The sequence below is a fragment of the Fibrella aestuarina BUZ 2 genome (genome assembly GCF_000331105.1).
Lineage (GTDB): Bacteria > Bacteroidota > Bacteroidia > Cytophagales > Spirosomataceae > Fibrella > Fibrella aestuarina.
Genome location: NC_020054.1, coordinates 2,756,461 through 2,778,384, shown reverse-complemented (window position 1 = coordinate 2,778,384; position 21,924 = coordinate 2,756,461). Strand labels below are relative to the sequence as shown.

The 21,924-nt window shown below is 57.0% G+C and carries 19 protein-coding genes; 9 read left to right on the top strand and 10 right to left on the bottom strand.

From position 1 onward, the window contains the following. Nucleotides 1-143: 143 nt before the first annotated feature. Nucleotides 144-2,657 (bottom strand): bifunctional YncE family protein/alkaline phosphatase family protein, encoded by a 2,514-nt coding sequence (locus tag FAES_RS11355; RefSeq protein ID WP_015331355.1) that lies wholly within the window; start codon nt 2,655-2,657, stop codon nt 144-146. A 223-nt stretch (nt 2,658-2,880) separates the two neighbouring features. Here FAES_RS11355 and FAES_RS11350 point away from each other — a divergent pair, with 223 nt between their 5' ends. After that, complete coding sequence (locus tag FAES_RS11350) at nt 2,881-3,480, top strand: RNA polymerase sigma factor (protein ID WP_015331353.1); 600 nt, start codon at nt 2,881-2,883, stop codon at nt 3,478-3,480. Continuing rightward, nucleotides 3,477-4,181: a hypothetical protein gene (locus tag FAES_RS28965; RefSeq protein ID WP_015331352.1), complete on the top strand. Its 705-nt coding sequence runs from the start codon at nt 3,477-3,479 to the stop codon at nt 4,179-4,181. Before FAES_RS11350 ends, FAES_RS28965 begins: the two co-directional genes overlap by 4 nt. Nucleotides 4,182-4,202: 21 nt before the next feature. Here the strand turns inward: FAES_RS28965 and FAES_RS11340 are convergent, their stop codons facing one another. Continuing rightward, the gene (locus FAES_RS11340) at nt 4,203-5,378 is read right to left on the bottom strand and encodes an acyl-CoA dehydrogenase family protein (RefSeq protein WP_015331351.1); all 1,176 of its coding nucleotides are present in this window, start codon (nt 5,376-5,378) and stop codon (nt 4,203-4,205) included. Between the two features lie 242 nt (nt 5,379-5,620). Here FAES_RS11340 and FAES_RS11335 point away from each other — a divergent pair, with 242 nt between their 5' ends. The 3 genes from FAES_RS11335 (at nt 5,621) to FAES_RS11325 (ending at nt 8,617) form a co-directional block, all read left to right on the top strand. After that, on the top strand, nt 5,621-6,325 hold the full coding sequence (locus tag FAES_RS11335) for a porin family protein (RefSeq protein WP_015331350.1): 705 nt from the start codon (nt 5,621-5,623) through the stop codon (nt 6,323-6,325). A 30-nt stretch (nt 6,326-6,355) separates the two neighbouring features. Beyond that, the gene (locus FAES_RS11330; protein ID WP_015331349.1) at nt 6,356-7,081 is read left to right on the top strand and encodes a porin family protein; all 726 of its coding nucleotides are present in this window, start codon (nt 6,356-6,358) and stop codon (nt 7,079-7,081) included. 135 nt (nt 7,082-7,216) lie between these two features. Next, on the top strand, nt 7,217-8,617 hold the full coding sequence (locus FAES_RS11325) for an alpha-L-fucosidase (protein ID WP_015331348.1): 1,401 nt from the start codon (nt 7,217-7,219) through the stop codon (nt 8,615-8,617). 37 nt (nt 8,618-8,654) lie between these two features. Here the strand turns inward: FAES_RS11325 and FAES_RS11320 are convergent, their stop codons facing one another. The 3 genes from FAES_RS11320 to FAES_RS11310 all read right to left on the bottom strand — a co-directional run bounded on the left by FAES_RS11320 (nt 8,655) and on the right by FAES_RS11310 (nt 10,909). Further along, the gene (locus tag FAES_RS11320; protein WP_015331347.1) at nt 8,655-9,227 is read right to left on the bottom strand and encodes a TetR/AcrR family transcriptional regulator; all 573 of its coding nucleotides are present in this window, start codon (nt 9,225-9,227) and stop codon (nt 8,655-8,657) included. Between the two features lie 84 nt (nt 9,228-9,311). After that, on the bottom strand, nt 9,312-10,412 hold the full coding sequence (gene ychF / locus FAES_RS11315) for a redox-regulated ATPase YchF (protein WP_015331346.1): 1,101 nt from the start codon (nt 10,410-10,412) through the stop codon (nt 9,312-9,314). A 173-nt stretch (nt 10,413-10,585) separates the two neighbouring features. After that, a complete protein-coding gene (locus FAES_RS11310; protein WP_015331345.1) occupies nt 10,586-10,909 on the bottom strand; it encodes a DUF3276 family protein in 324 nt (107 codons plus the stop codon). Nucleotides 10,910-11,177: 268 nt separating this feature from the next. On the opposite strand from FAES_RS11310, the gene FAES_RS11305 reads away from it, so the two are divergent. Beyond that, a complete protein-coding gene (locus tag FAES_RS11305) occupies nt 11,178-11,624 on the top strand; it encodes a septal ring lytic transglycosylase RlpA family protein (RefSeq protein ID WP_015331344.1) in 447 nt (148 codons plus the stop codon). A 250-nt stretch (nt 11,625-11,874) separates the two neighbouring features. After that, nucleotides 11,875-12,798, top strand: coding sequence for a DUF58 domain-containing protein (locus tag FAES_RS11300; protein ID WP_015331343.1), 924 nt, complete (start codon nt 11,875-11,877; stop codon nt 12,796-12,798). Between the two features lie 104 nt (nt 12,799-12,902). On the opposite strand, the gene FAES_RS11295 is transcribed toward FAES_RS11300, so the two are convergent. The 5 genes from FAES_RS11295 to FAES_RS11275 all read right to left on the bottom strand — a co-directional run bounded on the left by FAES_RS11295 (nt 12,903) and on the right by FAES_RS11275 (nt 18,137). Further along, the gene (locus FAES_RS11295; RefSeq protein WP_015331342.1) at nt 12,903-13,658 is read right to left on the bottom strand and encodes a zinc ribbon domain-containing protein; all 756 of its coding nucleotides are present in this window, start codon (nt 13,656-13,658) and stop codon (nt 12,903-12,905) included. Nucleotides 13,659-13,767: 109 nt separating this feature from the next. Further along, nucleotides 13,768-14,877 (bottom strand): Nif3-like dinuclear metal center hexameric protein, encoded by a 1,110-nt coding sequence (locus tag FAES_RS11290; RefSeq protein ID WP_015331341.1) that lies wholly within the window; start codon nt 14,875-14,877, stop codon nt 13,768-13,770. Between the two features lie 135 nt (nt 14,878-15,012). Beyond that, entirely contained in the window at nt 15,013-15,879 is an 867-nt protein-coding gene (locus FAES_RS11285) for an inositol oxygenase family protein (RefSeq protein ID WP_015331340.1), read from the bottom strand. A 233-nt stretch (nt 15,880-16,112) separates the two neighbouring features. Further along, nucleotides 16,113-17,747: a chaperonin GroEL gene (gene groL, locus FAES_RS11280; RefSeq protein WP_015331339.1), complete on the bottom strand. Its 1,635-nt coding sequence runs from the start codon at nt 17,745-17,747 to the stop codon at nt 16,113-16,115. 111 nt (nt 17,748-17,858) lie between these two features. Continuing rightward, a complete protein-coding gene (locus tag FAES_RS11275; RefSeq protein ID WP_173401288.1) occupies nt 17,859-18,137 on the bottom strand; it encodes a co-chaperone GroES in 279 nt (92 codons plus the stop codon). Between the two features lie 265 nt (nt 18,138-18,402). Between FAES_RS11275 and FAES_RS11270 the strand changes: the two genes are divergently transcribed. Further along, entirely contained in the window at nt 18,403-19,107 is a 705-nt protein-coding gene (locus tag FAES_RS11270) for a hypothetical protein (protein ID WP_015331337.1), read from the top strand. An 81-nt stretch (nt 19,108-19,188) separates the two neighbouring features. Further along, a complete protein-coding gene (locus FAES_RS11265) occupies nt 19,189-21,912 on the top strand; it encodes a VWA domain-containing protein (protein WP_015331336.1) in 2,724 nt (907 codons plus the stop codon). Nucleotides 21,913-21,924: the final 12 nt, after the last annotated feature.

Genomic DNA, 21,924 nt, shown 5'->3' with positions numbered 1-21,924 from the left:
CTAAGTCAACTCTTTGACTTGGTCATGTCGGTTCCCGGTATCGGCACGGCGACCGAGATCGTCATTGCCACTAACAAATCATATGTCATCTCTTGTTTGAACCATTGTATCCGTACGGTCCGCCGCTGTGCGGTGCCTATCACTTAATCGTCGTCATCGTCGTCGTCTCCCCGTTCGGCCAGTTTGACGAAGGCACCGCGGCGGGGGGCGGGCATCACACTCCGTTCGCCCCGCACCGTTTGCCACACCACCTCACTGAATACCAGATCATTGATCACATCGGGGCGACTAAAATCAAACTCCGCCGAGCGGCGCGAATTGCGGTTGACCGCTACGTTTTTCTGATTCAGGTCAATACCCGCCTCCCGGGCGACGAACGGCGTGGCGTTGGGCTTATTCGTGAAGCAGCGCCACATGGGCGTGGCCGCCGCGTCGTACTGGCTCATGGGTTTTAAGCCCAGAATCAGTTCAATCGTCCGCAACATTCCCGAGGTTGAGTACATGGTGTGGTCGACAAACTTCCGCTTCACCAGGCCACCCGCCACGAAGGCAATTGACCGGTGGGCGTCCACGTGGTCGGGGCCGTTCTGAGCGTCGTCTTCCAGAATAAACACCACCGACTGGTTCCAGATCGCGCTCTTCGAGAGGTGTTCGACAAAACGCCCCACGGCCAGATCGTTATCGGCAATAGCGGCGTCGGGCGTGGGGGCACCCAGCCGCGCGCCCGACGTGTGGTCGTTGCCAAACCGGATGGTGCTCAGTCTGGGTACGTTATTGGTCGCTACTAACCGGTCGAAATCGGCCTCCCAGGCTTCCTCCCGCTTCACATCCATATAGCTCAGGTCATAGCCTTTGAAGGTGGGACACAACCGGCCCGCCACCGCGTTGATGTTGGGTTTTTCGTCATCGGCAAACCAGCCGTACGTGCGAAACGGAATGTTGGCCCGCAGGCAATGATCCCACAGAAAGCCGTCGCGCGGATGGGCGATTTCTTTCTGTCCTTCGTAATCATACGTACCGCCCCGGCCACCGTAGCTCGTGACCCAGTTTTTTTCGACGTAATCGTTGGCGTAGGCAGCCGACGACCAATTGTGCCCATCGGCGCTCACTTCAGCATCGACGTAGAAATTGTCGAGCAGCACAAACTCACGGGCCAGCGCGTGCTGGTTGGGCGTTACTTTTTCGGGAAACAGGCACAGCGCCGCGTCGCCGTTGCCCTCCTTCATGTCGCCCAAAATCTGGTCGTAGGTGCGGTTTTCCTTGATGATGTAAAAGACGTATTTGATGGGCGATGGCGCACCCACCCGGCGCGGAATGGGGTTACCCGCCTCGCCCTCGGCTTCGGTTTCCTTGCGTTTAGTGTAGGGCGTGTTGGCATAGACCAACCGCGAATAGGCCGCCAGTACCTCGGGTTCGGGCTTGCCAGCGTCAGGTACGTCGATGATCGATAACGTCCCTTTGAACAGTCCGGCTATGTACTGGGGCTGTCCCGCATTGGCCTGCGGATTGGGTCCAATCTGCTGCGGCACCCGCGACCGGTTTGGGTTCGGGCCTTTCGGGTTTGCTTTCGAGGTAAAGCCTTTTCCATTGGTTACAAACAGCCGATTGCCTACCACTTTCACCGCCGTTGGGTACCAGCCCGTGGGGATGTAGCCAGTCGAGCGGCTTTGTCCCTTCGTCGTCACGTCGAAGACGGCGAGACAGTTGTTGTCGGCATTGGCGATGTAGAGCGTTTGTTCGTCGTCGCTCAGGGCCAGGCCATTGGGCGTTGTGCCGACGGGCGCATCGGGGAAGAGTGAGGCGGTCAGGGTTTCGACCACCCGGCGGTTTGCCACGTCGATCAGGCCGACGGTGTTGTCATTGCCATTGGCCACAAACAGGTACTTCCCGTCGCGGGTCAGCAGCAGATCGTTCGGGTTCTTGTTGGTCGGGATGGTCGCCACCTGCGTCGGCGCGGCATCGCCCGTGTTTACGTTGATTACGGCCACCCGGCTCCCGCCCCAGACTGAGGCGTAGAGTTCGTTTTTGTCGGGCGAGAGCGTACAGGTGTACCCGGCGGCACCCAGGCTGAGCCGATGCAGCACCCGCCGGGCTTTGGTGTCGACCACGTACAGCGCACTATCTTCTTTGGTAACCACATAGAGCCGGTTGCGGGCATCGTCCAGACAAAGGCCAACGGGCGAGATCTTCACCGGCCACGGCTTGCCCAGCGGAATCGGGTCGAGGGCGCGTAACTTCCGGTTGTCGAGGGCGTACACCAAGATTTTATTGTCGTTGCCACCCGAGGCATACAGCCGCTGTTCGTCGTCGCTGAACGCCAGCCCAACGTAGGCTTTGGCCACCGTAGTCGTATCCAGCACCTGCTCCGTAGCGGGGTTGATGAGCGTAATCCGCTGCGTACTCTGGCCGTTGTTGGTGATGGCCATCAATGTCCGCGAGCGCGACAGGGCAATGGTCAGCGGCAGGTCGTCGAGGTTGAGGCTGCGACCGGGCGGGGTCAGCGACCAGCCGTTGGGCAACTCGACCCGTTTGGCCGCTAGCTGTTTGTATACTTCAGTGGCTTCCGACGACTGCCCCGAGGAGGTGTTGGCCCGCTGGCAGGCCAAGAAGCCACCCAACAGGAGCAGCGTCGACAGAACGAACCAGTACTTCTTCATAAAGGATACGGATTGACGAGACAGGAACCTGCGAAATAAGCATCTGCCAAGCGGATTTAACCATACTTCACAAAACCATAATTGAGGCCGGGCCACGCTGGCCGGGGTACGTTGTTCCAGCCAGCGCGATTTACCCGTAACTTGATCGGGTCCTTATGGAAATAAAGCCGTTGCGGCATCAATACCTTGTCTTTGTTGTTTTACCGGTATACGCCCCGCGCCTATGTTCTTTAAACGGTTCCGACGCCAGCCCAATCGCCCCCGCCCCACCACCGACGCGGAGTTCGTGGCGGCGTATAAGGCCACGGGCAACCTTGATCTGCTGGGCGAATTATACGAGCGCCACATCGATTTGGTATATGCCGTCTGTTATAAGTACCTGCGCGACGAAGACGACAGTAAGGATGCCGTCATGCAGTTGTTTGAGCAACTCGTGACCGATTTGCGTCGGCATGAGGTGACCAACTTCAAAAGCTGGCTGCACTCGGTGGCCCGCAATTATTGCCTGATGCACCTGCGCAGTCAGCGGGTGCGCGTTGGGGCCGGTATGGATACCGACCTACCTGACGAGGATCGACTCGATCAGCTCAGCATCGCCGAATGGCCCGACGATGACGACGCGCTTGATCTGGAACGAGCCCTTAGCCGACTGCCTGATGCCCTGGAGCGGCTGCCCGAACCGCAACGCATCTGCATCGACTTATTTTACCTGAAACAGAAGAGCTACGCCGACGTAGCCGACCTCACAGGCTACGATTTCAAGCAGGTTAAAAGTTACCTGCAAAATGGACGCCGTAACCTGAAATTGATCTTACAGAAATGAACCGTTACGCACACGCCTACGAACCTGCCGATCAGCTGACCATCGATGACCTCCGGGCCTACCGGGCGGGGCAGTTGACGGGCGCGGCCCTCCACCGGGTTGAGCGACTGTTGCTCGAAAATCCGTTTTACGCCGACGCCCTCGATGGCCTCGACGCCCTCCAGCAGGTGGGCGCCAACCTGCATACCCACACGCGCGATCTGCACATTGCACTGGAGGAACGGGTGGAGGGCATTGCCGCAGAAACTGCCACGCCCCGCCGTCTCATGCCCCTCTGGGTAACGAGCGCCGCCGCATCGATTCTGCTGGTCGTTTGCGTCGCGCTCTATTACTTCTTCTACGTCATCCCAAACCGGGGCCACCTACGGGCGGTCGATGCCATCGAGCCCGGCACCGTGCTAATCGATGCGAAAGCGCTGGGCCTTACCGCACCCGACGAAGCTCCGAAAGCAGCCCCAATGCCAACTCAACCCGCTACGAACGTGGCGCAGGTACGTACCCGCAAACAGCCCGTTGTTCGGGCGGTGCCTGCCGCCGAACGTACCCAGTTGGTTGAGGCCACGGCAGCAAAGCCCATTTCTGTCGCGCACAACGTACCTGATCTGACGATTGAAGATACCGATATCATGCCCCTGCCCATCAGCGAAGCCGACATCCAACGCCGGCACGCCGTCGATACGGAGCGGGCCTTCCGGCAGTAGGCTGCCGGTTCCTGGAAGCCATTACGAATAGGCCGGTTTGTAGGCCACGGCGTCGACGACGATCTTGGCGATGATCTCGCGCATAATCTCCGACGTCCCACCCGCGATGGTACCCACTCGGGCGTCGCGGTAGGCGCGGCAGATGGGGTACTCTTCGATATAGCCGTATCCGCCGAAGAATTGCAGGCAGCTATCAATCACCCGCTTCTGCATCTCCGAGGCGTGCAGCTTGGCCATCGAGCATTCTTTCACCACCACTTCGCCCTGCGTAAACAGCCAGCAGGTGTGATACACAAACTGCCTGGCCACGTCGATCTCCGTAGCCACGTCGGCAATCTTGTGTCGGATCGCCTGAAACTTGCCGATGGGTTTACCAAAGGCTTCGCGCTCCTGCAGGTACGTTAGCGTCCAGTCGAGGGCCAGGTCGGCGCCCGACACGGCCATCACCGCGGCCACCAGCCGCTCCAGTTGCAGGCTCTCCATCAGGTAGTAAAAGCCCGCATGCTCGGTCCCGATGAGGTTTTCGACGGGCACACGCACCTCGTCGAACCGGATTTCGGCGGTATCGGAGCTGTGCCAGCCCATCTTGTTGAGCTTGGTGCGCGACACGCCGGGGCTGTTCAGGTCCACCACGATCAGGCTCACGCCATTGGGGCCGCCAGCGGGTGCGGTTTTCACCGCCAGCGTAACAAAATCACCATAGGTGCCATTGCTGATAAAGGTCTTGGCACCGTTCACGATATACACGTCGCCCTCGCGGCGGGCCATGGTCCGAATCGCCGCCACGTCGGAGCCCGCATCGGGTTCGGTAATGGCCAGCGCGGCTATTTTTTCACCGGCGATGGCTGGCACGAGGTACTTCTGTTTGAGCGCTTCGCTGCCCGCCTTGGCGATGTGGTTGATCGCCATATATTCATGTACGCTCACGGCGGTGGTGAAGCCGCCCATGCCACAGCGAGCCAACTCTTCCAGAAAGACCACCGAAAACCAGAAATCGGCGTTGGCGCCACCATACGGCTCGGCAAACGGCAGCCCCAGAAAACCCAGTTCCCCCATACGCCGAAACACAGCGGCCGGAATACGGCGGTTGGTTTCCCATTCGTCGGTATGTGGTACCACTTCGCTGCGGATAAACTGCCGGACACTCTGCCGGAATAGCTCGTGTTCGTCGGTAAAATAAAGGGAAGGGCGTTTCATAGAAGTTAGTGCTCTGTCTGTTGATCGCGTTAAAACCAAAGCTACGGAATGCAGGCCGTTCGTAAAAACAATGCCGATTTCTGAAACAAAACGCGCAGGACGCCGTTATGCCACCAAGACGCCAACTTAAAAATGTTATACTGCACTTATGGTCATCAGTTGGCCATACAGATACAAATCACTGTTCTACAGCATATTGTATCTAAATAGACCCGTAAGCGCAACCAACCAATCACTTTTTTATGCAAAACGTACATTTGCAAAAATCAACGTTCACACTACTTTTCTTTGCACTCGTTCTGGCTCAGCAAGTTAGCTACGGCCAATCCCGGCAACGGTGGAGCTTTGGCCCCCGAGTCGGCGTCAACCTGACGAACTTCGTGGGCAACGACATCAAGAACGCCACCCAGAACAACCCCAACGCCAACAAAATGCTGGCCGGGCTCTCGGCGGGTGTAGGGTTTCTGTACAGCGACATCAGCCGGTTTGGCTTTGGCGTCGATCTGCTCTATTCGCAACGCGGCAATAAAATCGAAACGAGTGGCGTATCCAACTTGACTCGCATTAACTACCTGGAATTGCCCCTGACAGCGCGGTATTTTCTGACGGCCGGTGGCAAGTTTCGCCCCAACATCTACCTGGGTGCCGTACCGGCGCTGCGGCTCAACGCCGTTAGTAAGCTGAACCTTGGCGGCAGTGAGAGCAAAATCGACGTCACTGACTCGTACCGGTCAGCCGATCTGGGCCTGACGGGTGGTATCCAGTTGAACTTCAGCACTGGCGACCGGCAGCACTTCACCATCGATGCGCGCTACACGCAAGGGATCACCAACATTGTTACCAATTCAACCGACATCCGCAACCAGATGATTACGCTGGGGCTGGGTTACAACTTCGGCATTGGCCGCGAGTATCAGCCGGGCGACCGCAAGCTGCCCATCCGCTAGAATCAAGGATAACCCAATCCATTCAACACCATGAACCGTATCAAACATATGCTGCTGCTGGCTTCCGTCGCTGGCACCTTTTTTCATAGCCAATTAGCGCAGGCTCAATCCCGGCAACGGTGGAGTTTCGGCCCCCGCGTTGGCGTTAACCTGACTAATTTTGTGGGCAGCGATGTGATCGCCCGCAATCCGTTTCCCAACGTTGAAGCCAACCGGCTGACGCCCGGCCTCTCGGCGGGTGTAGGGTTTCTGTATAGCGACATCAGCCGGTTTGGTTTCGGTGTCGACCTGCTGTATTCGCAACGGGGCAACGAGTTGAAAAACAACGCGCCCGGCGTCCGCGACCCGCAAACGATTGTCAATCGGGTTAACTACCTGGAATTGCCCCTGACCGCCCGGTACTTCCTGAACCGGTCGGGCAACTTCCGGCCAAGTGTGTATGTCGGTGCCATACCGGCGCTGCGCCTGAACGCCCGGGAAAAAGCCAGTGGCAACGGCGTAACGTATACCAACGACGTGACGAGCCTCTACCGCACGGCCGATCTGGGCCTGACAGCAGGTTTTCAGCTCAACTGGCGCACGGGCGACCGGCAGCGCTTCACGGTCGACGCCCGCTACACGCAGGGGGTTACCAACATCGTGACCAACGCCACCGACGTGCGCAACCAGATGATCACGGTTGGGCTGGGGTATAATTTCGGGATCGGCCGCGAGTATCAGCCGGGTGATCGCAAATTACCGATCCGGCCCCGTTAACGAGCTCTTTTTGTCTCGACCTGAATCGAAGCCATCGCGTCATGTGATGGCTTCGGTCATTTTAGGGCACTGAGCCCGCTGGTAAGTTTGGCGGGCTTGCTTCTTTGGTAAGCAAACCAACTCACGCCTACGCCTATGTACAGGCCGCTACTTACCCTGCTCCTGATACTCTGTATCACCTGCTCAACCCTGGCCCAACAGCGCTACGAAGCCAATTGGGCCAGCATCGACAGTCGGCCTGTTCCGGCCTGGTTCGAAGACGCCAAGTTTGGTATTTTCATCCACTGGGGCCTGTTTTCGGTGCCCGCTTTTGGTCCCACCGCCCGCGACAGCGTGGGCGTGTATGATCGATACGCCGAATGGTACTGGCGCAAATCGACCGACAGTAACCCGAAGAACAAGACGTACCCGATCTTCAAGCGTTTCGAGGAACGTACCTACGGCCCCAATCACAAGTACCAGGATTTTGTGGAGGGCTTCACCTGCGATTTTTTCAAACCCGACGACTGGGCTGATGTGTTCCGGCAATCGGGCGCCAAATATGTCGTGCTGACCAGTAAGCACCACGAAGGCTTCACCCTCTGGCCGAGCGCACAGGCCTGGAACTGGAACGCCGCCGACGTGGGACCCCACCGCGATCTGGCGGGTGACCTGATCAAGGCGGTGAAGGCCAAAGGCATTCGGATGGGCTACTACTATTCGCTATACGAATGGTTCAATCCACTATACAAAACCGACGTTGCCGGGTACGTTGACCGCCACATGCTTCCGCAGATGAAAGACCTCGTGACGCGCTACCAGCCGGATATTGTCTGGACCGATGGCGAATGGGACCATCCGTCGGAGACCTGGCGGAGCACCGAGTTTCTGGCATGGCTCTACAACGAGTCGCCCGTCAAGCAGGATGTGGTGGTGAATGACCGTTGGGGCAAGGAAACCCGCGGCAAACATGGCGGCATTTTCACGACCGAGTATGACCTTGTTCACGATGCCAACTCGGAGGGAATGGCCTTCAGCCGCCCTTGGGAAGAATGCCGGGGCATCGGGTCGTCCTTCGGTTACAATCGGGCCGAAAACCTCGAAGACTATTCAACCAGCAAACAGCTCATCGATATTCTGGTCGACAAGGTAGCGCGGGGCGGTAACCTGCTGCTCAACATTGGCCCTACCGCCGATGGCCGCATCCCGGTGATTATGCAACAGCGTCTCAAAGACATCGGCGACTGGCTGACGGTCAATGGGGAAGCGATCTACGGCACGCGCAAGTGGGAGAAGAGCCCGAAGGTAGACAGCAAAACCACGCTCTTCTTCACGAAAAAAGGCAACGATCTGTACGCTATCTGCACCCGTTGGCCCGATGCCCCGCTGACGATTCCGGGCGTGCGGAAACCGAAGCGGGTCAGCCTGTTGGGCTACGCGGGCAACGTACCTGTCAAAAGCAGCGGCAATGGGCTGGCACTCACGGCTCCTACCCTGTCGCCCGGCACCATTCCCTGCCAGCACGCCTGGGTCTTTAAACTGGAAGGTGCCTTGTAGGCCCCACAGCGGCGGACTGTGCAAGCTATTGCGAGTTCTACAAAACGCCCATCGTTACGGCAACGACGGCCTGTAGCGTAGGGTCGTTGGTTTTGCCCAGCACCCGCAGGCCGGTGAGCTGACTGACCAGAAACGCAACGGTTTCGTCGACGGGCAGATCGGTGCGACACTCGTGTTGGTCAATGGCTTCGTAGAGCAACGACCGAAACAACGTACCCAGGTAGTTGAAGTGCCGCTCGATGATCGGGGCTACGTCGGCGTAGTGTGGGCGCATCTCGAGCGTAGCGTTGGTCATGAAACAGCCGCGTCGTTCGGAATCGTCGAGCGTTTCCTGCACTGCCCGGTCAAAAATGGTCTGGATTTTGGCCCGTGCCGAATACAGCCCCGCGACAGCCTCGGCAATATCGGCCCGGTTCAGGTCGTGATACCGTTCGAGCGTCAGTTTGTAAAGGGTGTGCTTATCGGCAAAGGTATCATAGAGGCTGGCCCGGTTGATTCCCATCGAATCGACCAGATCCTGCATCGATGTTTGGTGGTACCCCTGCCGCCAGAACGTTTCCATTGCCGCATGCAGCGCATCCTGTTCCGCAAAAGCTTTCGGTCGTGCCATTGATCAATGAGTGAACGAGCGAATAAGTGGAAGAGGGATGGATTCGCGTCACTCTTCCACTCATTCGCTCGTTCATTCTTTAAGTTACGCCCCGTGCAGGAATTCCATGATGTCGCCGTCCTGCACGACATATTCCTTGCCTTCGACCGATAGCTTACCGGCTTCGCGCACGGCGGCTTCAGTCTTGTACTGCTCAAAATCAGGCAGTTTCATCACCTGCGCCCGAATGAATTTCTTCTCAAAATCGGAGTGGATCACGCCAGCCGCTGCGGGGGCTTTCCAGCCCTGCCGGATCGTCCAGGCGCGTACTTCTTTCACCCCCGCCGTGAAGTAGGTGATAAGCCCCAACAGCGCGTACGACGCCTTGATGAGCTTGCTCAGGCCCGATTCGGTGAGGCCATATTCGCTCAGAAACAGTTCCCGCTCTTCGGGGTCGGTCATCTCGGCAATCTGCGACTCGATGCTCGCCGAAATAATGACCATCTCGGCACCTTCGGCTTTGGCGGCTTCGCGTAGTTGCTCTGAATAACTATTGCCCGATGGCAGCGACGCTTCATCGACGTTGGCGACATACAGCACGGGCTTGGCCGTCAGCAGGTCGATATCACCAATCGCTTCTTCCTTCTCTTCGGGCGATACCTGCACTGCGCGGGCGCTTTTGCCCTGCTCAAGTGCCGATTTGTATACCTTCAGCGTCTCCAGCATGGCTTTGGCTTTCGCATCGCCCGATTTGGCATTCCGCTCTACTTTCTGAATCTTCTTATCGACCGAATCCAGATCTTTCAGTTGCAGTTCGGCGTCGATGATTTCTTTGTCGAACACCGGATCGACGCGCCCTTCCACGTGCACGATGTTGTCGTCTTCAAAGCAGCGTACCACGTGAATGATGGCATCGACCTCCCGAATATTGGCCAGGAATTTATTGCCCAGCCCCGCCCCCTGGCTGGCTCCTTTCACCAGCCCGGCGATGTCGACAAACTCAATGATGGTCGGCACCACCCGTTGCGGTTTCACCAGCGCTTCGAGCGAGTCGAGCCGTGTATCGGGCACCGTTACCACGCCCACATTGGGCTCAATTGTGCAGAAAGGATAATTGGCGGCTTCGGCCTTGCCGCTCGAAATCGCATTGAAGAGTGTCGACTTACCTACGTTGGGCAAGCCCACGATACCACATTGTAGTCCCATATGATTTGTAGAGACGCAACCCTTTGCGCCTCAGCACCGGATGATTGTATCCGTATACTCGTTGCTGACGTTGAACGAGACGCAAAGGGTTGCATCTCGTTTAGCCGCAAAATTACAATAAAAAAGCCTCAGCAACCCGCTGAGGCTTTCCTGGCTTTACCAGCCAAATTGTATTATTCCCATTTTAGCTCCGAATTGAAGTCGTCTGAGACGGCCTCTTTGCGGTCAAATTGGGTAAAATCAACGTCGGGCATCAGCTCATTTTTCACGTAATCGATGGTCTCCTGCAAGGATTGGACAAACTTGGCAAAGTCCTCTTTATAGAGAAACATTTTCTGCTTATCATAGGTAAACCCCTCTCCCTGCGGGAAACGACGGCTTTCCGTCAGGATGATATAGTAGTCGTTGCCTCGCGTCGCTTTTACGTCAAAAAAGTAGGTACGTTTGCCCGCACGCACTCGTTTTGAGTAAATTTTATCGTTTTCTCGTTCGTCCATGCAGTCGGTGGTTATGCGGTTAGCTCATCAAAATACGACCGGAGCGGGCGTAACTAAAAAGGAAAGCCACAAAATAATTTTCCCAAAAAGTCATATTTGGCAGATAAGCTTAGTGTAGAAGAGACTACACAACTCTGTGGTAACGTTTGGACAATCAGCCATTTATCCCTACCTTTGTTATCAGGGAATTGCATTTTTTGGTGAAAGAGGGCGTTATGAAGCGTTTTGAACGGGTCTTCTTTTAATTGTTTCACTAACCAAAAACTGTATGAGTTTACTAATGTCCCTACTGCTGTTCGCGGGCAGTTTGAAACCGGCAAAGGCCACTCAGGAAGGCCCCGTACAGCAGTCAGGTAAAGCCTCTTACTACGCTACCAAGTTTAGTGGATGCCGCACAAGCAGTGGTGAACGGGTTAAGCAGCACATCTTCACGGGTGCTCACCGCACACTCCCTTTCAATACGTTGGTTGAAATAACCAATGTTACCAACCAACGGTCGGTGATCATCCGCATCAACGACCGGGGTCCTTTTCACAAAGGCCGCATCGTCGATATGACGCATGCCGCCGCCAAAGCCATTGGCCTGCTCGGTAGAGGCGTCGCCAATGTTACACTTCGAGTGGTGAACCCTAACCGAATGGTGTCCATGCTCGATAATTCGCTGACGCTCGATGGGCGTTCGCCACTGGTACCGGATCTGATGCCGGTTCAGTAAACCAACCGGTATAACCACAAGCTGAGCGACGTAGGTTGTACCGCTGCCGATTTGGCTGTGCGGACGAGTACAGTCCGTTTTCTATAAAACCTGATTCACGGGCTGGCCCCCTTTTTGCAATTCCCTTTTGCAAGGCACCAGACCCACGAATCAGGTTTTTTTGTTCACTCGTACCGAAGCCTCACCTTCGGACGTTCAGAAAGCGTAGTATTGTCTAAAACAACCGAAGCGCGCTTCGGCATTTGACCCCTTGGCAGCAACACTCAACTTAGCGCAGGTACGTTCGTTCGGGAACGTCGAATTTCTGGCCCGTCAGTTGGTCGAAGGGTTCATTACGGGCCTACACAAGTCACCCTTTCACGGCTTCTCGGTCGAGTTTGCCGAGCACCGGCTCTACAACGCTGGCGAAAGCACCCGCCACATCGACTGGAAGGTATTCGGCAAAACCGACAAGCTCTTTGTCAAGCGGTATGAAGAGGAAACCAACCTCCGCTGCCACCTGCTGCTCGACGTGTCGTCGTCGATGTATTACCCCGAGAAGGATTTTGGGAAGGTGACCTTCAGCGCGATGGGCGCGGCGAGTCTGGCGTATCTGCTCCAACGGCAGCGCGATGCTGTGAGCCTTTGCACGTTTGCTAACGAGATTGAGTTGCAAACGCCTACCAAATCGACGCCGGGGCACGTGCACAAGATCTTTGAGCACCTGAATCAGCTGCTGAAATCAAACGCGCCCAACCGGCGTACGAGCACCGCCGAGGTGATTCACGAAATAGCCGAGAAGATCAACAAGCGGTCATTGGTGGTGCTGTTCAGCGACATGTTCGACACGGCCGGCGCTGACCCGGCGCGGCAAGATGCCTTGTTTTCGGCCTTGCAACACCTGCGCCACAACCTGCACGAGGTGCTGATCTTTCACGTGACGGACCGCAGCACCGAGCAGGCCTTCGCCTTCGCCGATCAGCCGCACGAATTTATCGATCTGGAAACCAACGCCCGGGTGAAGCTTCAGCCCAACCAGGTACGTGAGGCCTACAAGCAGGCCGTGGGCGATTATTTACAGGCGCTCAAACTCCGCTGTGCCCAGTACCGCATCGACTTCATCGAAGCCGACATTGCCGAGGGCTTCGAACCCATCCTGAGCGCCTACCTGGTGAAGCGGACGAAGATGAAATAATCTGAATGAACAATGTATAGTGCACAATGCACAATGGGGGCTGACGCATATTACTCTTGCGTCAGCCCCCATTGTGCATTGTGCACTATACATTGTTCATTCAACTACCGTCCCCGGCCCGTAGTGGCTACTTCCACAACGGCGTCGACGTCGGCCAGAATACGGCCACAGTGTTCGCAGACAATGATTTTCTTCTTGTCTTTGATGTCGGCCTGGCGCTGCGGCGGCACTACGTTGAAGCAGCCACCACACGCACCGCGTTTTACGGTTACCACGGCAAGACCGTTGAGCGCGTTGTTCCGGATTTTGTTGTACGACAGCAACAGACGCTCTTCTACGTTTTTCGACTGGGCTTCGCGTTCCACGGCGAGTTGCTTCTCGTCGGCTTCGCTTTCGGCAACCAGTTGGTCGAGTTCCTGCTTTTTCACGCGCAGGTCTTCTTTGCGGGTATTGAGCGTTTCCTGCGTGGCGTTGATCTCTTCCTGCTTCGACTGAATCCGGAATTGCGATTCGCCAATTTTCTTATCGGCCAGTTCGATCTCGAGCGATTGCAGTTCGATCTCTTTCGAGATGGCGTCGAATTCGCGGTTGTTCCGCACGTTCATCTGCTGCTCTTTGTAGCGGGCGATGAGCTTGTCGGCGTCTTTCTTCGTGCTCTTATACCGATCTACTTCTTCTTGTAGCGCGCTGATCTCACTGTTGAACTTGCCGATCCGTGTCTCGAACCCGATGATTTCGTCTTCAAGATCGCGAACTTCTTCAGGCAAGTCGCCGCGCATTTTGCGGATATCGTCTAACTGAGAGTCAATGGTTTGCAGTTTAAGAAGTGCATCTAACTTTTGCGCTACCGTTAGTTCCATTCGGGGGAGTATGTTTTTTTAATGTATAATGAATAATGCACGCGGTGCGCTGAAAGTTCGGCCGCTCGAGGTGGCGCCCAAGTCATCGTCAGCAGGACTGGTTCATTATTCAGTCAAAATAGTACGAAACGGGGTTCGTATTGGTTTCTGACAAAATTACCGCAAAGGTAGTGAATTTTTGGGCCAAATGCTGTTGGATCAGGTCTTTGGTAAAGACTTCGCTTTCGTAATGTCCGATGTCGCAGATGACCAAACGGCCCTCAGCGTCGAAGAACTCGTGGTACTTATAATCGGCCGTTACGAACGCATCCGCACCGGCGCGCAGGGCATCGCCCAGCAGAAAACTGCCTGCTCCGCCACATACGGCTACACGCCGGATGGGCCGGTCGCGCAGGGGCGTATGGCGCACCACCGTAGCGCCCATACTGGTTTTCAGATGCCGGAGCCAGGTACGTTCATCCATCGATTCGGGCAGGTCGCCCACTGCCCCCGACCCGACGGTCTGGTTCGTGTTGTTGAGCGCGTATAGGTCGTAGGCGGGGACTTCGTAGGAATGGGCCTGTTGCATGGCCCGCACGGCGGCGCCTTCCAGGTACGTTGGCAGCAGCACTTCGAGCCGCAGTTCCTGCACGGTCTCGTCGTGGCCCACGGCCCCCACCACCGGGTTGGCCCCGTCGAGCGGCCGGAACGTACCGGTGCCGCCTACCCGAAACGAGCAGTGGTCGTAGGTAGCAATGCGGCCCGCTCCGGCTTCATACAACGCCGTCAGGACGCCGTTCAGATCGGCCTCGGGGGTGTAGACGACGAGCTTGCTGAGCGTCTGAGCTTTGGGAGCCAGTATCTGCACGTTTTGCAGGCCGAGCCGTTGGGCAATATGAAAATTGACGCCGCCCGCCACGTTGTCGAGGTTGGTATGGGCGGCAAAGAGGGCGACATCGTTTTTCAACGCCTTAATCACCGTCCGCTCCACGTAGTTTTTCCCGTTCAGTTTTTTCAGGCCTTTAAAGACAATGGGATGGTGCGCGACAATGACGTTGCAGCCTTTGGCAATCGCCTCATCGACAACAGCTTCGGTGGCATCGAGCGACACCAACACGCCCGTGATGGGTACGTTCGGGTCGCCCACGATCAGGCCGGCGTTGTCGTAGGCTTCCTGGTAGGCAGGGGGCGCAAAGGCGTCGAGGTAGTTGGTCAGGTCGCGGAGGATCGGTTGGCTCATCGATACAAACAGGAGTACAATCTTAAGGGTCAGTCAGTGAGTCACTGGCTGCGGGAACAAAGGTAGCGGGCCTGCTAACGCAGAAGCGCCCTCCTTTAACCAAAAGAGGGCGCTTCGGTGCGGGTTACCTGTTCTTTACAGCTTCAGCGTAGCAGGCAGGTATTTGGCGATCAGGTCTTCGTAGTAGGGCTTCAGCTCGCTCACGACGGGCGGCTTGGGGCTCTTCGAATACAGATCGTAAGGATTGAACGCATTGACCCATTTGAACATGGCCCGGTCGTGGTCGTCGAGCAGGTGGTCGTAGGCGTTCTCGCGGTGTTGTGCGTAGAACGAGTGATACCGCATCATGTACAGGGCTGGCTCGGGCATGTAATCCTTCATCATCTGGTACAGATACTCATCGTGCCCCCACGACATGTGTACGTTCCGCAGCCCGCAGTTGGGCTCATAGACACCGTATTTGGTGTTGTAGCGCTCGTCGTGCGAATCGGGGTTCTGCTCGAAATATTCGGGGTAAACGATTTTGTCGGAATGTGCGCAGCCGACGGGGAACGTATCGCCCACCACGGCCCACTGTGGTTCACCGAACAGACACAGCACCTTGCCCATGTCGTGCAACAGGCCCGTCAGCACAAACCAATCGGGGTGGCCGTCGGCGCGGATGGCTTCGGCGGTTTGGAGCAGGTGCTGCAACTGATCGAGGTCGGTATCGGGGTCAGAATCGTCGACGAGCGTGTTCAGAAACTCCATTGCCCCCCACACCGGCAGCTCTTTCTTATCGAACGCCAGGAACTCGCGCTCTTTCTGCCGGACGAAGTCGTAAGTCTGGTAGGTGTGGTTGAGCCGGTAAAACTCACGAACGGTATCGCGGGCCGGGTCGTCGTAGTTACGATACTCTTCTTTCGCCTTGGCTTCCGGCTCCGGATAGCGGAGGAGCAGGTCGTCTTCCCACTCGTCCAGGCTGGCGAGCGGATTCTGGTCGGTATTCGGGAACGTGGTCATGCTGAGCGACTTTAGCGTCAAGTTGTAAACTTACAAAGATTTGGCCAGTAGCGCATCTACTGAATCCGTACAGGCTCGTAAATGGCATTCTTCTATAGACCGACGGGTCGTTGTGGCCTGCGCACGGATAAGCTGGATCGCAACGAAGAATACATAGGTAAACGCAAAAACGCCCCCGATCGTCCGACCGGGGGCGTTTCTATACGGGTAGCGAACGTACCTGGGTACGTGGCTTACATCATGCCGCCCATGCCTCCGCCGGGGTGTGCATGACCACCAGCCGGTGCCTCTTCGGGCTCGTCGGCGATGAGGCATTCCGTCGTCAGCAGCAGACCAGCGATCGACGCTGCGTTCTCCAGGGCCAGACGGGTTACTTTTTTCGGGTCGATAACACCCGCCGCGAACAGATCTTCGTAGGTGTCGTTCTTGGCGTTGTAGCCGAAGCCACCTTCCCCTTCACGAACCTTGTTCACGACAACCGAACCTTCGCCACCGGCGTTGGCTACGATCGTGCGGAGGGGAGCCTCCAGCGCGACACGGATGATGTTCACACCGGTTTTCTCGTCTTCGTTGATGGTGTTGACACCGTCGAGGGCCGAGATAGCGCGGATCAGGGCGATACCACCACCCGTTACGATGCCTTCTTCAACGGCCGCGCGGGTCGCGTGCAGGGCATCATCAACGCGGTCTTTCTTCTCTTTCATTTCTACTTCGGTAGCAGCACCGATGTAGAGAATAGCCACACCACCCGACAGTTTCGCCAGGCGCTCTTGCAGCTTCTCGCGGTCGTAGTCAGACGTCGTGTTTTCGATTTGCGCTTTGATCTGGTTAACGCGGCCCGAGATATCTTCTTTCTGACCCACCCCGTTTACGATCGTGGTGTTGTCTTTGTCGATGATGATCTTCTCAGCCTGACCGAGGTAATCGGCCGTGGCGTTTTCCAGTTTGTAACCACGCTCTTCGGCGATCACCGTACCACCCGTCAGGATGGCGATGTCTTCCAGCATGGCTTTCCGACGGTCGCCGAAGCCCGGTGCTTTCACAGCCGCTACTTTCAGGGCACCACGGATTTTGTTTACGACGAGTGTAGCCAGGGCTTCACCGTCAACGTCTTCTGCGATGATCAGCAGCGGACGGCCCGTCTGAGCCACCTGCTCCAGCACCGGCAGCAGTTCTTTCATCGACGATACTTTCTTCTCCGAGATCAGAATGAACGGGCGGTCCAGTTCAACTTCCATTTTCTCGGTGTTCGTCACGAAGTAGGGCGACAGGTAACCCCGGTCAAACTGCATCCCTTCAACGGTTTTCACTTCCGTTTCGGTACCGCGCGCTTCTTCTACCGTGATCACGCCTTCTTTACCTACTTTTTTCATCGCCTCGGCGATCATCGTACCGATTTCCTCATCGTGGTTAGCTGAGATGGTAGCTACCTGCGCGATTTTGCTGAAGTCGTCACCTACCGTCTGCGACTGCTCCGACAGGTTGGCCGTTACGGCCAGTACGGCCTTGTCGATGCCCCGCTTCAGGTCCATCGGGTTGGCACCGGCGGCTACGTTCTTCACACCGATCGAGTAGATCGCCTGCGCCAGTACGGTCGCCGTCGTGGTACCGTCACCGGCTGAGTCAGCCGTTTTTGAGGCTACTTCTTTCACGAGCTGAGCGCCCATGTTCTCCATAGCGTCTTTCAGCTCGATTTCTTTAGCTACCGTCACACCATCTTTGGTGATGGCGGGTGAGCCAAATTTTTTGTCGAGGATGACGTTACGGCCTTTGGGGCCGAGGGTTACTTTCACGGCATCAGCCAGTGTGTCGACGCCCTTCTTGATCTTATCGCGGGCTTCGGTATCGAAGAAAATTTTCTTAGACATTTTTTGGAATCGTTCAAGGTTCAAGGTCTAAAGTCCAATGTTGCTCGGCGACTCAAACAGTGCTCGGCAACCCAAACTTTGGACATTGAACGTTAGACATTAAACTAATTTTTACACAATGGCGAAGATGTCGGATTCGCGCATGATGAGGTACTCTTTGCCTTCGATGGTGATCTCGGTGCCGGCATACTTGCCATAGAGTACGGTGTCGCCCACCTGAACCGTCAGCGGCTCGTCTTTTTTACCCGTACCGATGGCCACTACGGTGCCACGCTGGGGCTTTTCTTTGGCCGTGTCGGGAATGATGATCCCGAAAGCTGTTTTCTCTTCAGCGGGTGCGGGTTCTACCACCACGCGGTCTGCGAGGGGTTTCACTTTTACGTCTTCCATTGCTGTAGTCATTGCAAAAAGCGATGATTAAGGTTATTAAATGATTGATTACGAAGAATCAGACATCGGCCTGCCGGACAAGCACTATGCCAAAGCTGAACACTGACAAAATTTCAGTCGATGATAACTTTTAGGGCCGTTTAGCCGAAAAACGCCTCACTTGTTTGGCAAATTCGGCATGATAAGCGCATTTCTTTTGCCAAAATCCGTTTTCAACGTACATTGACACAACGCCATGCTTTGCTTAAACTGACCGAAACTGCCTATGATTTCGCTTCCGTCTGACTGGCTGACACAAGACCGACTCGACGCCGAATACAAACAATATGTCGTTTTGGCGTATCTACAGGGGGTTGGGCAGCGCTTTGCCCAAAACCGGCTCTGCCCTGACCTCCCCGATCTGCAACGTCATTATGACGATACCCTTCGTTTTCGGCGGGGCAAAGGTACACTGACTGCCGCCTTTCCCAAGCGTGTGGCCGGAATCAGTGGCCCGCCACCCCGGATCAACTACGAATCCGAGCTACCGGACAACCCGCTGATGCAGGAAGTCGACGATATTGTGTCGTTTGCCCTGCCCCGTTTCCACGAAACCCTCACCGAAGGCCGCCAACGCTGGGCCGATCTGGCCGCCACCCTAACGCTGGAACCGGTGGGCCTGCTCCCGCTCCACCGCGATGAAGGCTACCTCTTCGTCCACTACACGCATACCGCCGATCTGTCAGTATATCAGTACCGGCTCACGCTGTATGACACCAACGTACCTGGCGGGCGCCATGTGCACTGGCTGTTGCGTGACCGGCTGCGCCGTAACCTGGGCACTACCTTCGAGCGCCTGAAAGTCGATCTGGCCCGGCGCTACGACCTACCCAACCCGGCCGCGTTCCGGGTTGAGAGCCGTCAGGTGCTTGAAGAGCAGGAGACCATTTTGCCGATAACTCAACAGTTGCTCAACGAGGCCGTGGCCTGAGCACAAATCGGCGCCAGTGCGTGCTACCTTTCCCGATAGCGACGGGCGGCTGTCGCCTCACTCCTATCGGCTGGTTGGCCTATGCGATCCCTCTTTCTGTTCCTTACGTTCGTGCTGGGTCTTGGCCTCAGTTGGGCCGCCCCGCCACCCGAAACACCCACGCAGACGCTAAACGGCTTTGTGGCGTTTCTGAACCAGTCGGCTGAGCTGGTGCTGGCGCGGCTGAACGGGCTCAAAGCCTATCACGACGAGGTGAGGCACTACCAGCGCCACCCCGACCGGTCGCTCCGGCTGCCGTCGTCGGGGCCGCTAGAGACGTATTATTACCAGAAAGCGCTGGCCGGGACGGGGTTGACCGCCGCGGAGAAGAAACCGCTCGTTGCCACTGCCGAACGCCTGTGGCAACGCCTCAATCAGCTTGACCAAACTGGCAAGGCGCTGGAAACCTACGTGCGCCTGAAGGACTATGAGCGCGACAGCCTGAGCCGGTCAGCGGCGTTGATGGCCCAGTTGCAAACCCTGACCGAGCAATGCGGGCAAGACCGCGATGCGTTGGCCCGGGAGTTGGCGCAGCTCCAAAACCGGTACGTGCCCCACCAGCCAACTAACCCCTATCTGGCGACGCAGCGCGAGATGGAGCAGATTCTGCACCAACAGCAGCGCCTGCTCGACTCGCTCTCCTTTGTGCTGACCGACGACCAGCCCACGGCCTGGCCCGTAGAGCGGGTGCAGCAAAGCCTGCTGGCCGACGAGGAAGCCCTGGCCAGTTTCGGGAAGACCAATGCCCAACTCGCCTATCCGGCTTCCGACATGGTCGGTCGTTTCCGGGAAGCGCTACGGGCGATTCAGGCCGTAAAACGGCAGGCTGTCAATGAGTACACCTTTGCCGCCCGGCAGTCGGCCAGGTACGGCAATCAGGTTTACCTGGACCTGATCAATCACGTCAACGGCGACCTCATCGCCAGCCATCGGGCCTTTGTTGGCTACAGTCAGTCGGCCAGGCCGCTGCTCAACTACCCCACTTACTGCCCCAGGTTTCGGCTAACCGCCCAGCCCGATGCGCCGCCGACACGTACCCAGCCGACGCCGTTCACCGATAAACCAGCCCCACCCTTTACGGTCCAGCCCGCGACTACACCCATCAGCTCAGGTACGTTCCGGGTGCTGAACGCTTACGTCGACGTTATCAACGAATCGTTGCGGCAGTTGCATCAGCTTCAGGTCGTCGCCCGCGATTACCAGTCGTCGATAGCCCTGTACCGCGATCGGCCCCAACGTAGAGCCGACCTGACCTATTCACACGACAACTACCACGTACCCACGGCCGATTACCGCCTGCTGCTCCGCAACAGCCAGGCGATTCCCGAGCCCTACCGTACGTCGCTGACGACGCAGGCCGAGGTCTTGCTGGCGATGCTGACCGAGCTGGATCAGTTGAGTATTGAGTTAACAGGCTACACCACCGGCAAGCAGTACCAACAGGATCGGTGGCAGCGCGCCGACGCCATTCTGGACCGCTACGCCTACCTATTCGAGCGGTTCGATCAGCGTAAAGAAACCTTGTACGCCGATGTTCGGCGCGTGTTCGAGCGCTACCGGGTTGCCGTGCCAGCCAGCCCCTGGAACCGATCGGGCAAAGCGTTACTTGCCCTGCTCGACCACGATAAAGCCGCCCTGTTTGGCGTCAGGGACTTCTACAGCCTACGCGCCGCGCAACTGCCGCCAACCGCCCCGATCGACTCGGCCGCTCGCCACCTGATCGCCAACGAATATGCCAACCTGAACAACCTAACCCGGCTGGGCCGCAGCAACGGCCTGTGCCCCTACTCGCGCTACGAAGACATTGCCGAAGCCTCTATTCAATTGGCCGGGCAGATCAGAAAGGCCCGGCCTCTTTTGGCGCGAACGGGTGAACACCCCTACCAATCGGTTTATTACGGCTTCAATCACCTGGTCGACGACTATAACCGATTCACCGAACTGGCCAAAGAGCCCCTGCTCAAAGCCGTCATCCAACCCGACGTGTTTGTTTTCCAGCGGGTAGCCGCGTCGGGCGGTTTACCTCCGTCGCCGCAACGTACCCAGCCAGCCGACCAGCCTCTCCTTGGCCGAGCCGACAAACCCGCCAAGCAACCGGGCTCCGCCCCGCAAAAGACCGTAGCGGGCCGTGATACGGTGTATGTGGAACGTACCCGGGTCGATACGGTGTACGTCGACCGTGGTCGCCCGGCAGAAGTGGTGCCCTCATTGGCTGGCTTCGCGGCCAACAACATGGTGTTTTTGCTGGATGTATCGGGGTCGATGGACGCGCCCGAGAAACTGCCCCTGCTCAAACGATCTATCAAATCGTTGCTGAAGCTGCTTCGGCCCGAGGACCAGATCTCGGTGGTGGTATATTCGGGCAAAGCGCGGGTAGTGCTGGAACCAACGTCGGGCAAATGGGCGAGCGACATTGCCCGCGTCATCGACGAGCTGGAATCCGATGGCGACACCGACGGCAACAAAGGCCTGCGCCTCGCTTATAAAGTGGCGAACAAAAACTACCTCCGGGCGGGCAACAACCGCATTGTGCTGGCCACCGATGGCGAATTCCCCGTCAGCGACGAAACGACCCAACTCATCAGCGACTTTGCCCGGCAGGACATCTACCTGACGGTATTTACCTTCGGCAAGAACCCCATCATGGGGCAGCGTCTCAAGCAATTAGCTGAACGGGGCAAGGGCACCTTCGCGCACGTCACGCCCGAAACCGCCAGCCTGCAACTGATTCTGGAAGCACAGGCCAAAAAACTACCGGCGCGCTAACCGAGCGCGGGG

Coding starts and splice junctions, on each gene's coding strand:
- FAES_RS11265 (WP_015331336.1), top strand. CDS start 19,189: ATGCGATCCCTCTTTCTGTTCCTTACGTTCGTGCTGGGTCTTGGCCTC.
- FAES_RS11350 (WP_015331353.1), top strand. CDS start 2,881: ATGTTCTTTAAACGGTTCCGACGCCAGCCCAATCGCCCCCGCCCCACC.
- groL (WP_015331339.1), bottom strand. CDS start 17,747: ATGTCTAAGAAAATTTTCTTCGATACCGAAGCCCGCGATAAGATCAAG.
- ychF (WP_015331346.1), bottom strand. CDS start 10,412: ATGGGACTACAATGTGGTATCGTGGGCTTGCCCAACGTAGGTAAGTCG.
- FAES_RS11285 (WP_015331340.1), bottom strand. CDS start 15,879: ATGACCACGTTCCCGAATACCGACCAGAATCCGCTCGCCAGCCTGGAC.
- FAES_RS11335 (WP_015331350.1), top strand. CDS start 5,621: ATGCAAAACGTACATTTGCAAAAATCAACGTTCACACTACTTTTCTTT.
- FAES_RS11330 (WP_015331349.1), top strand. CDS start 6,356: ATGAACCGTATCAAACATATGCTGCTGCTGGCTTCCGTCGCTGGCACC.
- FAES_RS11290 (WP_015331341.1), bottom strand. CDS start 14,877: ATGAGCCAACCGATCCTCCGCGACCTGACCAACTACCTCGACGCCTTT.
- FAES_RS28965 (WP_015331352.1), top strand. CDS start 3,477: ATGAACCGTTACGCACACGCCTACGAACCTGCCGATCAGCTGACCATC.
- FAES_RS11325 (WP_015331348.1), top strand. CDS start 7,217: ATGTACAGGCCGCTACTTACCCTGCTCCTGATACTCTGTATCACCTGC.
- FAES_RS11295 (WP_015331342.1), bottom strand. CDS start 13,658: ATGGAACTAACGGTAGCGCAAAAGTTAGATGCACTTCTTAAACTGCAA.
- FAES_RS11355 (WP_015331355.1), bottom strand. CDS start 2,657: ATGAAGAAGTACTGGTTCGTTCTGTCGACGCTGCTCCTGTTGGGTGGC.
- FAES_RS11270 (WP_015331337.1), top strand. CDS start 18,403: ATGATTTCGCTTCCGTCTGACTGGCTGACACAAGACCGACTCGACGCC.
- FAES_RS11275 (WP_173401288.1), bottom strand. CDS start 18,137: ATGGAAGACGTAAAAGTGAAACCCCTCGCAGACCGCGTGGTGGTAGAA.
- FAES_RS11305 (WP_015331344.1), top strand. CDS start 11,178: ATGAGTTTACTAATGTCCCTACTGCTGTTCGCGGGCAGTTTGAAACCG.
- FAES_RS11310 (WP_015331345.1), bottom strand. CDS start 10,909: ATGGACGAACGAGAAAACGATAAAATTTACTCAAAACGAGTGCGTGCG.
- FAES_RS11340 (WP_015331351.1), bottom strand. CDS start 5,378: ATGAAACGCCCTTCCCTTTATTTTACCGACGAACACGAGCTATTCCGG.
- FAES_RS11320 (WP_015331347.1), bottom strand. CDS start 9,227: ATGGCACGACCGAAAGCTTTTGCGGAACAGGATGCGCTGCATGCGGCA.